Genomic DNA, 13,084 nt, shown 5'->3' with positions numbered 1-13,084 from the left:
CGCGCGGCGCCTCATCGAGGAGCGGCGAGCGCGTTATGTTGGCCGGATGAGCCCATCCCTCACGGTCCGCCCCGCGGCGCGCGCCGACATGCCCGCGGTGGCGCGCTTCGCCGCGCAGCTCGTCCGCCTCCACCACGCCCTGGATCCTCACCGCTTCATGTGCCTGGAGCCGCTGGAGCCGGGCTACGAGCGCTGGCTCACCGGCGAGCTCGCGAACCCCGGCGCGGCGATCGTGGTCGCCGAGCAGGCCGGCGCCGAGCCGGAGCTCGTCGGCTACGCCTACGGCCGCCGGGAGCCGCGCGACTGGAACAGCCTCCTCGACACCTGCGGCGTCCTCCACGACCTCTACGTCGCCGAGCCCGCGCGCCGGCTCGGCGCGGGCGCGGCCCTGCTGGAGGCGACGATCGCGCGCCTGCGCGCCCTGGGCGCGCCGCGCGTCGTGCTCCACACGGCGACGCAGAACGCCGCCGCACACCGCCTCTTCGAGCGGCTCGGGTTCCGCCGCACGATGATCGAGATGACGCTCGAGCTCTGAGCGGCGCCTCTCGAAGCCGCTCCTGTACGGCTCGCGACGCGCTCGATCGCGCGCGCGGCGCCTCGGGGCCCGAGCCTTACCGGCGCTGATTCACGCCTTCCGCGGCCGTCCGCTCCCACCGCATCGTGTCCCGGGGCTCGCCCGCGGGTCGTGTCCCGGGGCTCGCCCGCGGGTCGTGTCCCGGGGCTCGCCCGCGGGGGTGAGCGTACTGGCCTCCCGTCGTCCACCGCCGCCCGAGACGCAAGTGCGCGAGGCTGGCGTCGATCAGCCGTCGCGCCACCGAATCTACACCGAACCTACATCTCCAAGAGGTCAGATCCGCGCTCACTATGTAAGCCGCCATGCTGAGCGCCTTGACATGTCCACTATAACGGAATACCCTCCGCGATGAGAGCGTCAGGCTGGACCCTACGCGTGCCCCCCGAAACATCCAAGGGAGGGCCCTGTCCGCGCCGACGCTCGAGGACGACGATCGAGGAGAGGAGCCATTCGTTCAGACGGCGCAGGAATGCGGCTCTTGCCGTGGCGTCCGCGCCAGCAGCACGCGAGGAGGAACGATGAAGATCTGAACCTGTGCTCGGACAAGCAAGGATACGAGCCGCCAAGGCGCCAAGGACGCCCGGAGAAGCAAGTCTCTGGGACCTCTTGGCGCCTTGATGTTTTTCTTGATCCGGGTCGCTGCGCTCGGCGCGCCGCCGGAGCTCACCGGCGCTCGTCCGGACACGCGGACGACATCGCAACAAACAAGGAGCGATGAAGCTCCGAGCGGCTCACGGGCTGCTGCCCCAGCAACAGGGTTCCAGCACTGTCGTGCTCCTGTCGCAGCAAGCGCGCGCCCACCAACGCAGGGGACGATCCGTTCGCGGGATGGCGATCTGGCACGTTACCTGCTCCAGCGCTGACGGAGCGCGAGCGCGTGAGATGAAGCAGACACAATGGACGACCGCGACCGCGACCGCCGCCGGTGCCGGCCCGCAGGACAGGGCCTCACGGCGCACCTGGAGGGACGTCCGCTGGGTCAGGGTGCTCGTCCTCCTCTCGCTGCTGCTCGCGTGGCAGGCCGTGACGTCGCTCGGCCTCGTGTCGCCGCGCGTGCTCGCGTCGCCCAGCACCGTCGCGCAGACCGGGCTCGAGCTCCTCGCCAGCGGGGAGCTCCCGCGCCACCTCTGGGTGTCGCTCGGCCGCGTCAGCCGGGGGCTCGCCCTCGGCGTGAGCGCCGGGGTGACGCTGGCGCTCGTCGCGGGGCTGTTCCGGCTCGGTGAGGACGTGCTCGACGCCCCCATTCAGATGCTCAGGACCCTCCCTGTCCTGGCGCTCGTGCCGCTCTTCATTCTCTGGTTCGGCATCGGGGAGACGCCGAAGGTCGCGCTGGTCTCGCTCGGCACGTTCTTCCCCGTCTACCTGAACACGTACGCGGGCATCCGCAGCGTCGACAACAAGCTCGTCGAGGCCGCCGCGACGCTCGGGCTCGGCCGGCTCGGGCTCGTCGCTCACGTGGTGCTCCCGGGCGCGCTCCCCTCGGCCCTCGTCGGGCTGCGCCACTCGATGGGCGTCGCCTGGCTCGTGCTGGTCATCAGCGAGCAGATCAACGCGACCGCCGGAATTGGCTACCTCATGACGAACGCGCGGGAGTTCCTGCGGACCGACATCATCGTTCTGGGTCTCGTGATCTACGCGCTGCTCGGGCTCAGCACCGACCTGTTCGTCCGGTGGCTCGAGCGCAACGTCCTCGGCTGGCGCGCGGTGTTCGCCGGCCGGTGAGGGCCAGAAAGAACGGAGTGGAGGTCCATGCGATGAGCGCGAAATCCGGTCCCGCCGTGCGCCTCCGCGACGTCCGGCGCACGTTCGGAGCCCGCCCGGTGCTCGGCGGCGTCGACCTCACCCTCCGGGCCGGCGAGTTCGTCGCGCTGCTCGGCGCGAGCGGCTCCGGAAAGAGCACGCTGCTGCGGGTGCTCGCGGGGCTCGACGTCCACGCGAGCGGCGAGGTCGCGGTCCCGGAGCGGCGCGCCGTCGTCTTCCAGGAGCCGCGGCTCTTCCCCTGGAAGCGGGTATGGCGGAACATCGCGCTGGGCCTCCCCTGCCCGCCGGACGAGGCGAGGCGGCGCGCGCTCGCCGCGCTCGCGGAGGTGGGGCTGTCGGACCACGCGGACGCCTGGCCGCTCACGCTCTCGGGCGGAGAGGCCCAGCGCGCGGCGCTGGCCCGCTCGCTCGTCCGCGAGCCCGAGGTCCTGCTCCTCGACGAGCCGTTCGGCGCGCTCGACGCGCTCACGCGGATCCGCATGCACAGCTTGCTCGCCGAGCTCTGCGCCCGGCACCGGCCCGCCGTGCTGCTCGTCACGCACGACGTCGACGAGGCGCTCCTCCTGGCCGACCGCGCGCTGGTCCTCGCGAAGCCCTCGCCCGAGGCCGGGAGCGCGATCTGCGCGGACATCGCCGTCGACCTCCCGTCGCCGCGGCGGCGCAGCGGGCGCCGGTTCGCGGCGCTGCGCAGCGCGCTCCTGGCCGAGCTCGGCGTCGAGGGCGACGAGCCGGACGACGCCCACGGCAGCGACTCCGCCCCTCGCCCCCCGAGGGCGGCCGCGGCCGCCTCGTTCGCCGCCGCCGAAGAGCTCGCGCGGCCTGCTGCCGTCTCCTGAAAGGAAGGCCCATGTCCCTCGCCGCCCTCGTCGACCTCCGCGCCCCGCTCCGCCACGCCGCGGCGGCGCTGCTCGCCCTGCTCATGGCCGCCTGCTCGAAGGCGGAGGACTCGCCCGCTCCGACCGGGACCGGCGACCAGCCCGCCGTCGACCTCAAGACGGTGACGCTCCGGGTCGGGGAGCAGACGGGCATCGTCAAGAGCGGGCTCGAGGTGGCGGGTCAGCTCGAAGGGATCCCCTACACGATCGAGTGGGCGACGTTCACCGCCGGCCCTCCGCTGCTCGAGGCCATCAACGCCGACGCGGTGGACATCGGCGCGGTCGGGGACACGCCGCCGATCTTCGCCCAGGCCGCCGGGGCCCCGATCCGGATCGTCGCCGTCAGCCGGAACCGCCCCGAGTACAAGGCGATCCTGGTTCCCCAGGGGTCGAGCATCAAGGCGTTCCGCGAGCTCAAGGGCAAGAAGGTGGCGGTGGCCAAGGGCTCCTCGGGCCATTACCTCCTGCTGGCGGCGCTCCGCCGGGACGGCCTCCGCATGGCGGACATCGTGCCCGTGTACATGAACCCGAACGACGCCCAGCCGGCCTTCGCGAACGGGGACGTCGACGCCTGGGCGGTCTGGGAGCCCCATGTGGCCAACAACGTGCGGCAAGGGGCGGTGAAGCTCCTCGACGGCACCGGGCTCACCGACGCGCTCCAGTTCCAGGTGAGCAGCGAGAAGGCCCTCGCCGATCCGGGGAAGGCCGCCGCCATCGCAGATTACCTGACCCGCTCGAACCGCGCCCAGGAGTGGGCGAACGACCACAAGGACGTGTGGGCGCGCAAGTTCGCCGAGGTGACCAAGCTGCCTCTCGAGGTCGCTCAGGACATGTTCACGCACCACGAGCCTAGGTACGTCCCCATCGACGACGGGATCGCGAAGGCGCAGCAGGAGATGGCCGACGCCTTCTTCCAGGAGGGCCTGCTGCCGCAGGGGATCGAGGTCTCGAGGGTGTTCGACGATCGCTTCAACGCGCGCATCTCGTCGCGTTGAGCGCGCCCGCCGCCCGGGCGACAGGACAGCGTTTCGCGTGGCGGACGGACGCCACGAAGGAGGACAGGATGACGAAGCTGCGACTTTACAGCGCGAAGGCGTGCCCCTTCGCGCACCGCACCCGGCTCGTGCTCCAGGAGAAGGGCATCGACTTCGAGCTGACGGAGGTGGATCTCCAGAACAAGCCGCGGGCGTTCGTCGACGCCTCGCTCTACGGCAAGGTCCCGGCGATTGAGCACGAGGGACACCGCATCTGGGAGTCGGCGATCATCAACGAGTACCTCGAGGAGGTCTTCCCGGATCCCGCGCTCCTGCCGAGGGAGCCGGGCGAGCGCGCCCTGGCGAGGATCTGGATCGATTATGCGAACACGCGCCTCGTGCCGGCGTTCGCGCAGCTGCTCAGGGCCGAGACGCCGGAGAAGGAGGCGGAGGGGCGCAAGGCGGTCGGCGAGGTGCTCGCGTTCATCGAGCGGGAGGCGCTGGCGAGGTCGTCGGAGCGCGGGCCCTACTGGCTCGGCGCCGAGGTCAGCCTCGTCGATCTGTCCTTCTACCCGTGGTTCGAGCGGCTGCCCGCGGTGGATCGCCTGCGCGGGTTCTCCATCCCCGCGGAGCTCACGCGGCTCAAGGGCTGGATCGACGCCGTAGAGGCGCGCCCGGCGGTCCGCGCCATCGCGAACCCGGTCGAGTTCTACGTGGAGCGTTACGCGAAGTTCGTGAAGCCGGCTGCCGCCACGGCCGCCTGAGCGGCGGCGAGGGACAGGACATCATGCTGAGACTCTGGGGTCACAAGAACTCTTCCAACGTGCAGAAGGTCCTCTGGGCGCTCGACGAGCTGCGGCTCGATTTCGAGCGCGTCGACGCCGGCGGGCCGTTCGGCCGCGTGCGGGACGCCGACTACCTCACGCTCAACCCCAACGGGCTGGTCCCCACGCTCGAGGACGGCCCCCTGGTGCTCTGGGAGTCGCACGCGGTCGTGCGGTATCTCTTCGCGCGTTACGGCTCGCCGCCCCTCCAGCCGAGCGACCTCGCGGACAGGGCGCGCGCCGACGCTTGGACGGACTGGCAGTTCGGGACGTTGTGGCCCCCGGTCCGCGCGCTCCTCGTGCAGCTCGTGCGCACGCCGGAGGAGCGCCGCGACAAGGACGCCATCGGCGCCGCGCACAAGGCGGCGCTCGCCGCGCTCGCCATCCTCGACAAGGAGCTCTCTCGCCACCCCTGGGCCGCCGGGGAGTACTTCACCTTCGCCGACATCCCCCTCGGGGTGGCCGCGCAGCGGTGGTACAATCTGCCGATCGAGCGGCCCGCGCTCCAGCACGTCGATGCGTGGTATGGCCGCATCAAGCGCCGGCCTGGCTTCGAGCGCTGGGTGGATCTCCCGCTCGCCTGACGCGCGCGGCCCAGGCCTAATTCCGAGCGTCACGAGTCTGGCCAGGGATCCCGAGAGATTTCAACGCAAAGGCGCAAAGGCGCAAAGGCGCAAACCAGAATTTTCTCTGTGTTTGTTTGCGTCTTTGCGTCTTTGCGTCTTTGCGTCTTTGCGTTGAAATCTCTCTTGTCTCACCGTGATCCCTGCCACGACTTCTGACAGGCGGAGCTAGCCGCCGCTGGCCGGCGGCTTCGCATACCGCTCCTCCTCGGCGTAGTACTCGGGGAACCCGACGATCCCCTGGAGCGCCTCGAAGCTCATCCGGGGGTCCGGGTGCCCGCCGCCGCGCAACGTCGAAAGCGCGTCGCGCATGGCCGCGGCCGCCACCGACAGCAGCGTGAGCGGGTACGCCGCGATCTTGTAGCCTATCGCCGCGAGCTCCGCCGGCGGCAGCACGGGCGTCTTGCCGTGATCCAGCATGTTCGCCATGGTCGGCGCGCGCACCTCGCGGCAGAACGCGCGCATCTCCTCGACGCTCTCGGGCGCCTCCAGGAACACGATGTCCGCCCCGAGGTCGGCGAACGCCTTGGCCCGGGAGAGGGCCTCCTCGAAGCCGTGCGTCTGCCGGGCGTCGGTGCGGGCCATGACGAGCACGCCGGCGCCCTCGTCGCGCGCGTCGACCGCGGCCTGCACGCGCGTGAACGCCTCGTCGCGGGGGACGACCTGCTTGCCCCGCGTGTGGCCGCAGCGCTTCGGCGCCACCTGATCCTCGATCATGACGCAGGCGAGCCCGGCCTGCGCGTAGCCGCGCGCCGTGCGCTTCACGTTCATCGCGTTGCCGTAACCCGTGTCCCCGTCGCCGATCACCGGGATCGACACCGCGGCGCAGATCGCCCGCGCCTGGTCGACCATCTCGCCATACGAGATGAGCCCCGTGTCGGGCGCCCCGAGCCGCGCGGCGGAGACCGCGAAGCCGCTCATGAACGTCAGCGAGAAGCCGGCCTGCTCGATCAGCCGCGCCGACAGCGCGTCGAAACAGCAGGGCATGACGAGGAGGCCGGGCGTGTCGAGGAGCGCGCGGAGCTTCTGGGCGGGGGACACGGCGCGACGATACCCCGGCCCGACGCCCTCCTGGCAAGCGGAAGACGCCTGGGTTTCTGTTGCCGATGGCCGCCGGCGGGAGGCAGGATGCGCCGCGGTGGATCCGCGGAGGAGAGAGCCATGAGCACGGTGTCGCTGAAGGAGCTCGCGGTCGACGGCCGACCCGCCCGCGCGTACACGGGGGGTCAGGGCGAGCCGCTGCTCCTCGTGCACGGGGGTTGGGGCGGAGCGTCGATGCACTGGGCGCCCGTCTGGGACCAGCTCGCGGAGCGGTACCAGGTGATCGCGCCCGACCTGCCCGGCATCGGGCGCTCGGACCAAGAGGGGCTGGGATCCATCGGCGCCTACGCGCGCTGGCTCGATCGGCTCCTCGACGGGCTCGGCGTCTCCAGCGCGTGGTGCGTCGGCAACTCGATCGGCGCAGCCATCGTGTCGTGGCTCGCGGTCGAGCGCGCGGCGCGCTGCCGAGGGCTCGTGCTCGTCAACGGCGCTCCCCTCCCCGAGCTGCCGCGGTTCGTCGGCTGGCTCGGGAAACAGCCGCTGCCGCGCCAGATGCTGCGCGCGCTGGTCCGGAAGCTCTCGTACAGCCCCGGCATCCTCGGCCGCGCGTACGCCGACCCGCGGCGCGCCCCCGCGGCGCTGCGCGAGGTGCTCGAGCACCCGGCTCCGCCCCAGCTCGACGTGATGCTGGACGTCGTCCTCCAGGGAGGCGCCAGGGCTCCGCTCGACGCCAAGCCGCTCCTCGTGTGGGGCGAGGCGGATCGGCTCGCGGGCACCACCGCGAACGACGCGAAGAAGCTGCACGCGTCGCTGCCGGGCTCGCAGCTCACGTTCATCCCGGCGACCGGGCACTGCCCGCAGGTCGAGAACCCGGAGGCGTTCGTCGACACCGTGTCGCGGTTCATCGAGGCGCGCTCGGCCGCCGCGCGCGCGCAGGGGCCGGGCAGCCAGACCAGCGCGGCGTCCTGAGCGCGCCGCCCGGGCGGCCTGCTCCTCGTCGCCGCCCGCCTCCGCCTCCGCCGCCCGCCTCCCCGCCGCCCAACAGCGCGCCTGTCCCCTGCGCTCACATCCCGGTCGGGAACGCCTCCGCCTCCTTCTCGCGCCACTCGGCCGTCCACTCCAGCGGCCGCACCGCGGTGCTCTCGTCGACGTGAATGACCGCGTCGAACTGCTCGCTGAGCTTCGCCTCGAAGTAGTGGCTCGTCCGCTCGGTCTCCGGCAGGTAGAGCACGCCGATGGCCCGCTCGAGGGAGCGCTCGCGCAGCGCCCCCACGAGCTCGCGGCCCGCGCCCGCCCGCGGCCTCAGGTTCAGCCAGAAGCGCGGCTGGCCCACGTCGTGGAACAGCCGCTCGTAGCTGTTCGGCAAGGACGGCCGGATGCGCTTGATCTCCGCGGGACCACCCCACTCGGAGGCGGCCAGCACCGTCCCGGCGTGCGTGGAGAAGCCGACGAGGAAGACGTCGTCGCCGAAGCGCTCGCGCATCAGCTGGCCGACGTTCCACTCGCCGCCCTCGCCCATCTGCGTCGCGCGCGCGTCGCCGAGGTGCGAGTTGTGGGCCCAGAGGACGGCCTTGGTCGGCGGGTGGAACCGGTCGAGGTGCGCGACCAGCGCCTCGACCGTATCGACCATGTAGCGATCGCGCAGGTTCCACGACGACACCGGGCCGCGGAACATGGTGCGGTAATACTCCTCGGCGCTCTGCACGAGCCGCGCGTTCTGCTCGACCTGGAAGTACTCGTCCTCGGCGACGCGCCCGTCGAGCCTCGCGTACTCGGCCTGCTTCTTCATCAGCTCCGTCAGCTGCTCGACCACCTCGCGCTCGCACGACCCGCTCAGCTCGAAGCCGGCCGCATACCCGTACACCTGCGGATCCTCGCTGAACCGCTCGAAACACCCGTACCGGCGCCGCGCCCGGCTGGCGGCCTCGGGATCGACGCGATCGAGGTAGCTGAGGACGGCGTCCATGGACGCATACAGGCTGTAAAGATCCATACCGTAGAAGCCCGCCTTGGGCCGCCCGCGCGGGACACCGGCGTTGTGCTCGCGGAGCCAGTTGACGAGCTCGAGCACGTCCTGGTTGCGCCACATCCACTGGGGGAACCGCTTGAACCCGCGGAGCGCCTCCTCGGCGCTGCGATCGTCGTCCGTGCCGCGGACGTAGCGGTTCACGCGGTACGCGTCCGGCCAGTCCGCCTCGACGATGACCGCCGTGAAGCCCTTCTCGGCGATCAGGCGCCGCGTCAGCTGGGCGCGCGCCTGATAGAAGTCGTGCGTGCCGTGCGTCGCCTCGCCGAGCAGGACGAACCGGCTCTCGCCGATGGCGTCGATCAGGCCGTCGTAGTCTCGCGCGACGCCGCGCAGCGGGCGGGCGGCGTCGCCGACGAGGGCGATCACGGGTTCTCGTGAGGTGGGCATCGCTTCACTCCTTGCGCTGTCGCGGCCTGAGCTCCTTCGGGGCGCGGCTCCGGACGCCGCGCCAGGCGACTCGAAGCCCGTGACGCACGAGGAGCGCAATCGCCAGGAGCGCAATCACTCGCCGCTGAGCTCGCTGTTCTCATGGGTTCACGGTTCCGGTGCTGTCCTCCCGGCAGGCGCGCTGTTCTGCTTGCTGTGCGTAGTTTACGTGTTCCACGCAGCCCGTGAAGCCCGCGCCGACATGGAGCACGACCTCAGGAGTCGCCTGATACCCAGGTTGCCCGGACCTCTCCCCGCTCCCGGCGCGCGCGCGGGGCGCGCGCGGCGCGCGCCGGAGCCGCGGTGGGCGCCGCCGCGCGGGCCGGCGCTCAGACGCGAGCGCGCCGCTCAAGCTGGGTCGCGGCGTAGAGGAGGTAGAGCCCGGCGAGCCCGACGAGCACGTAGATGATCCGGCTGATCACGCTGAGCGGACCGAAAATGGCGGAGACCAGGTTGAAGTCGAACAGCCCCAAGAGTCCCCAGTTGATCGCGCCGATCACGACGAGCGCGATCGCAGCCCACGTCAGCCCTGAAATTCTCCCACGATTGACCTGTTCCATGGCGCGTGGAGAAGCACGGTCCGCGCCGCGCGCCGCGTGCAGCGCGCGCGCGCCGGCGGGCGTCGCGCAGGGCCGCTGACGCCGTCGGCCCGCCGAGGATGAGGCGGCTCGCCTGGGGCGCGCTTCGCGCCGGGGCCTGCGCCGGGGCGCGTGACGCCCGCCGGCCGCTCGGCGACCGGGCGCCGCGCGTCACGCGCGCGCCGGCGCCACGTCGAGCAGGGAGGGGAGGATCTCGCCCGCGCTGCCGGTGAACACGAAGTCGCAGAGGCCGGTGACCGCGCTGGGCTCGACGTTGACCTCGGCGATGCGGGCGCCCTGGCGCTTGGCCATAGGGACGAAGCCGGCGGCGGGGTACACCACGGCCGACGTGCCGACGACGATCAGGAGGTCGCACCCCTCGACCGCGGCGGTGGCCGCGGCGATGTCGCCCGCGTCGAGGGGCTCGCCGAACCAGACCACGTGCGGGCGCAGCACGCCGCCGCAGGGGCAGCGGGGCAGCTCCGCCGCGGTGAAGCGGCGGTCGCCGGCCTCCGGATCGGGGGAGCCGCTGCCCGCGAACGCGGGCGTGATCGGCACCTCGCGGTTCTCGGTCACACGCGCGCACGAGAGGCAACGCACCTGCCAGAGCGAGCCGTGAAGCCGGACCACGTTCCGGGAGCCCGCCCGCTCGTGCAGGCCGTCGATGTTCTGGGTGATCAGGGTGAAGGCGCCGCCCGCGTCCCGGAACCGATCCTCCAGGCGCACGAGCGCGCGGTGGGCCGGGTTCGGGCTGCAGCCGAGCGCGCGCTCGCGGCGGTGGTTGTAGAACTCCCACACGAGGCCGGGATCGCGCTGCCACGCCTCGGGCGAGGCGAGGCTCGTGGCCTCGTAGCGCCGCCACAGCCCGCCGGCGCCGCGGAACGTGGGGATGCCCGACTCCGCCGACACGCCGGCGCCCGTCAGGACGGCGATCTTCTTGGAGCGGGCCAACGTGGACTGGAAGCGCTCGCGGCTCGTCGTGTTCATCGCGGACCTCTTGGCTGAAGCACCGATCGACCTTCTTATCCTCCCCGCGAGGTACGCGGGGCGGCCGCGGGCGCCGAGCAAAAGAAAAAACTATAATTCTTTCGATTGGTTATGGCCCGTTCCTCCCGCCGCTCCGCCGCGGCGCGGCGGGTTTCGGCGGCCCGCACGGCGGCGCGCGGCCCGCCCGGGGGCGCGGGGCGCGGCGCCGCGCTCGCCGTCGAGCATCGTCGATCGCGCGCTGTAAGGTCGGCCGAGGCGGCCGCGTTTCCTCGGCACTCGGGCGCAACGGGGCTTCGCCGTCGCGAGCCCCGGCCGCGAGACGTCTCTCGTCTGCTCCCCGCGACAGCGCGCGTGGGGCACGGCGATGACGCCGCACGAGAACGTGATGCGGGGATCTGCGCTCGCGATCCCCTGAAGGAGGACTTCCATGCGCACCCGGCCCAACCACCTCGTCGCCCCTGCCCTCTTGACCGTGCTGCTCGTCGGCTGCAGCGCGTCCGGCCCTGCCGCCGCGCCGGCGCGGGACGCCGTCCCCACGCGCGCCGCGCAGCCGGAGTACGACGCGCCGGAGAGCGAGGCCCGCGCCGAGGGGGCGCAGGTGCAGGCCGAGGCAGCCGCGCCCGTCGCGGACGACGCGGCGCCGATGGCCCAACCGGCCCCGCCCCCGCCGGTCGCTGCGCCGATGGCCCAGCCGGCCCCGCCCCCGCCGGCCGCTGCGCCGATGGCCCGCGCGCCGATCGCCCCCGCGCCGGTGGCCCCGGGCGGCAGGGCGACCACGGCCGGCAGCCCGGCGCCGCGCCCCTCCCAGGCGACCGCCGCGCCGGCGCCCAAGAAGGCCGCTCCCGTCCCGCCGCACGTGGTCACGACGCGACCGGCCGGTGCGTCCGCGGCGGTCGCCGTCCCCGCGCCCGAGCCCCAGAGCAGCGAGTCGTACCAGGACTACGGCGTCAACCCGGTGGAGGACCCCCAGCGGGACCGGTTCTCGACGTTCGCGATCGACGTGGACACCGCCTCGTACGCCATCGCGCGCCGCAAGATCCTCGACGGCGCGCTGCCCCCGTACCAGGCCGTGCGCGCCGAGGAGTTCCTCAACTACTTCGACTACGGGTATCCGTCGCCCGCGACAGGCCCCTTCGCCGTGCACCTCGCGGCCGCGCCCTCGCCGTTCACCGCGGGCCACCACCTCGTCCGCGTCGCGGTCCAGGGCAAGCGCGTCGCGGCCAAGGACCGGACGCCGGTGCACCTCGTGTACCTCGTCGACACGAGCGGTTCCATGCAGGCGCCGGACCGGATCGGGCTCGCGAAGAAGAGCCTCAAGATGCTCACCGAGACGCTCAAGCCGGGCGACACCGTCGCGCTCTGCACCTACGCGGGCAGCGTGCGCGAGGTGCTCGCGCCGACGGGCATCGAGGGCAAGGGGCGGATCCTCGCCGCCCTCGACGACCTCACCGCGGGCGGCTCCACCGCGATGGCGAGCGGGATCGACCTCGCGTACAGCCTGGCGGAGCGGACGCTCGTGAAGGGGCACGTGAACCGCGTCATCGTGCTCTCCGACGGCGACGCGAACGTCGGGCCGACCTCCCACGAGGAGATCCTGAAGACGATCAAGCGCGCGCGGGACAAGGGCATCACGCTGTCCACCGTCGGGTTCGGCCAGGGCAACTACAAGGACGTGATGATGGAGCAGCTCGCCAACCAGGGCGACGGCAACTACGCCTACATCGACAGCGACGCCCAGGCGCGGCGCGTCTTCTCGGAGCAGGCCGGCGGGATGCTCGAGGTCATCGCGCGCGACGTGAAGATCCAGGTCGAGTTCGACCCGAACGTCGTCAAGAGTTACCGGCTCATCGGCTACGAGAACCGGAACGTGGCCGACCGGGACTTCCGGAACGACCGCGTGGACGCCGGCGAGATCGGCGCCGGGCACAGCGTGACCGCCCTCTACGACGTCGAGCTGAAGGGCCCCGCGGCGCGGGGCGAGGGCGCGTCGCCGATCGTGGTGCGCCTGCGCCACAAGGCGCCGCTCGGCTCGGACCGGGCCGAGGAGACGACGTTCAAGATGGCGCCGGGCGCCGTCGCCGCCACCTTCGACGCCGCGCCGGCCGATCTCCGCTTCGCGGCCGCGGTGGCCGGCTTCTCGGAGATCCTGCGCAGGAGCCCGCACGCGCGGGCGTGGCGGCTCGCCGACGTCGAGCGGATCGCGCGGGGCGCCGCGTCCAGCAAGGGCGACCAGCAGGAGCTCATCGCCCTCGTCCGGCGCGCCGGCGCGATCGCCGGCGGGAGGACGGACGCCGTGGCGTCGAAGACCACGAATTGACCCGCGCCCCCGCGCCCCGGCGTCGCCGCGCGCGCCCCGCCGCGAGCACGGTGTGGCGCGGCGCGGCGCGGCGCG

12 protein-coding genes are annotated in these 13,084 nt (G+C 72.5%); 8 read left to right on the top strand and 4 right to left on the bottom strand.

Annotated features, from left to right (window positions below; translation table 11 throughout):
• The first annotated feature begins 46 nt into the window (after positions 1-46).
• The 6 genes from WMF43_RS04135 (at position 47) to WMF43_RS04110 (ending at position 5,592) form a co-directional block, all read left to right on the top strand.
• The gene (locus WMF43_RS04135) at positions 47-535 is read left to right on the top strand and encodes an N-acetyltransferase family protein (RefSeq protein ID WP_437677628.1); all 489 of its coding nucleotides are present in this window, start codon (positions 47-49) and stop codon (positions 533-535) included.
• Positions 536-1,456: 921 nt separating this feature from the next.
• Positions 1,457-2,296 carry an ABC transporter permease gene (locus WMF43_RS04130; protein ID WP_437677627.1) on the top strand — a complete coding sequence of 280 codons (840 nt, stop codon included), beginning with the start codon at positions 1,457-1,459 and terminating at the stop codon, positions 2,294-2,296.
• Between the two features lie 32 nt (positions 2,297-2,328).
• The gene (locus WMF43_RS04125; RefSeq protein WP_437677626.1) at positions 2,329-3,171 is read left to right on the top strand and encodes an ABC transporter ATP-binding protein; all 843 of its coding nucleotides are present in this window, start codon (positions 2,329-2,331) and stop codon (positions 3,169-3,171) included.
• Between the two features lie 11 nt (positions 3,172-3,182).
• Entirely contained in the window at positions 3,183-4,205 is a 1,023-nt protein-coding gene (locus WMF43_RS04120) for an ABC transporter substrate-binding protein (RefSeq protein WP_437677625.1), read from the top strand.
• A gap of 68 nt (positions 4,206-4,273) precedes the next feature.
• Positions 4,274-4,948, top strand: coding sequence for a glutathione S-transferase family protein (locus tag WMF43_RS04115; protein ID WP_437677624.1), 675 nt, complete (start codon positions 4,274-4,276; stop codon positions 4,946-4,948).
• Positions 4,949-4,971: 23 nt separating this feature from the next.
• Positions 4,972-5,592, top strand: coding sequence for a glutathione S-transferase family protein (locus tag WMF43_RS04110; protein ID WP_437677623.1), 621 nt, complete (start codon positions 4,972-4,974; stop codon positions 5,590-5,592).
• Positions 5,593-5,799: 207 nt separating this feature from the next.
• Here the strand turns inward: WMF43_RS04110 and WMF43_RS04105 are convergent, their stop codons facing one another.
• Positions 5,800-6,672, bottom strand: coding sequence for an isocitrate lyase/PEP mutase family protein (locus tag WMF43_RS04105; protein ID WP_437677622.1), 873 nt, complete (start codon positions 6,670-6,672; stop codon positions 5,800-5,802).
• A 120-nt stretch (positions 6,673-6,792) separates the two neighbouring features.
• On the opposite strand from WMF43_RS04105, the gene WMF43_RS04100 reads away from it, so the two are divergent.
• Complete coding sequence (locus WMF43_RS04100; protein ID WP_437677621.1) at positions 6,793-7,641, top strand: alpha/beta fold hydrolase; 849 nt, start codon at positions 6,793-6,795, stop codon at positions 7,639-7,641.
• Positions 7,642-7,735: 94 nt separating this feature from the next.
• On the opposite strand, the gene WMF43_RS04095 is transcribed toward WMF43_RS04100, so the two are convergent.
• From WMF43_RS04095 to WMF43_RS04085, 3 genes are all read right to left on the bottom strand, one after another.
• Positions 7,736-9,088, bottom strand: a complete 1,353-nt coding sequence (locus WMF43_RS04095) for an erythromycin esterase family protein (RefSeq protein WP_437677620.1) — start codon at positions 9,086-9,088, stop codon at positions 7,736-7,738.
• 368 nt (positions 9,089-9,456) lie between these two features.
• Entirely contained in the window at positions 9,457-9,687 is a 231-nt protein-coding gene (locus WMF43_RS04090; RefSeq protein WP_437677619.1) for a DUF378 domain-containing protein, read from the bottom strand.
• Between the two features lie 189 nt (positions 9,688-9,876).
• The gene (locus WMF43_RS04085; RefSeq protein WP_437677618.1) at positions 9,877-10,692 is read right to left on the bottom strand and encodes an SIR2 family NAD-dependent protein deacylase; all 816 of its coding nucleotides are present in this window, start codon (positions 10,690-10,692) and stop codon (positions 9,877-9,879) included.
• A gap of 427 nt (positions 10,693-11,119) precedes the next feature.
• On the opposite strand from WMF43_RS04085, the gene WMF43_RS04080 reads away from it, so the two are divergent.
• Entirely contained in the window at positions 11,120-13,009 is a 1,890-nt protein-coding gene (locus WMF43_RS04080; protein ID WP_437677617.1) for a vWA domain-containing protein, read from the top strand.
• Positions 13,010-13,084 lie beyond the last annotated feature (75 nt).

It is taken from the genome of Sorangium sp. So ce131, assembly GCF_051519095.1.
Lineage (GTDB): Bacteria > Myxococcota_A > Polyangia > Polyangiales > Polyangiaceae > Sorangium.
Note: the sequence above shows the minus strand (reverse complement) of the source record. Positions and strands in the feature narration are given on the sequence as shown.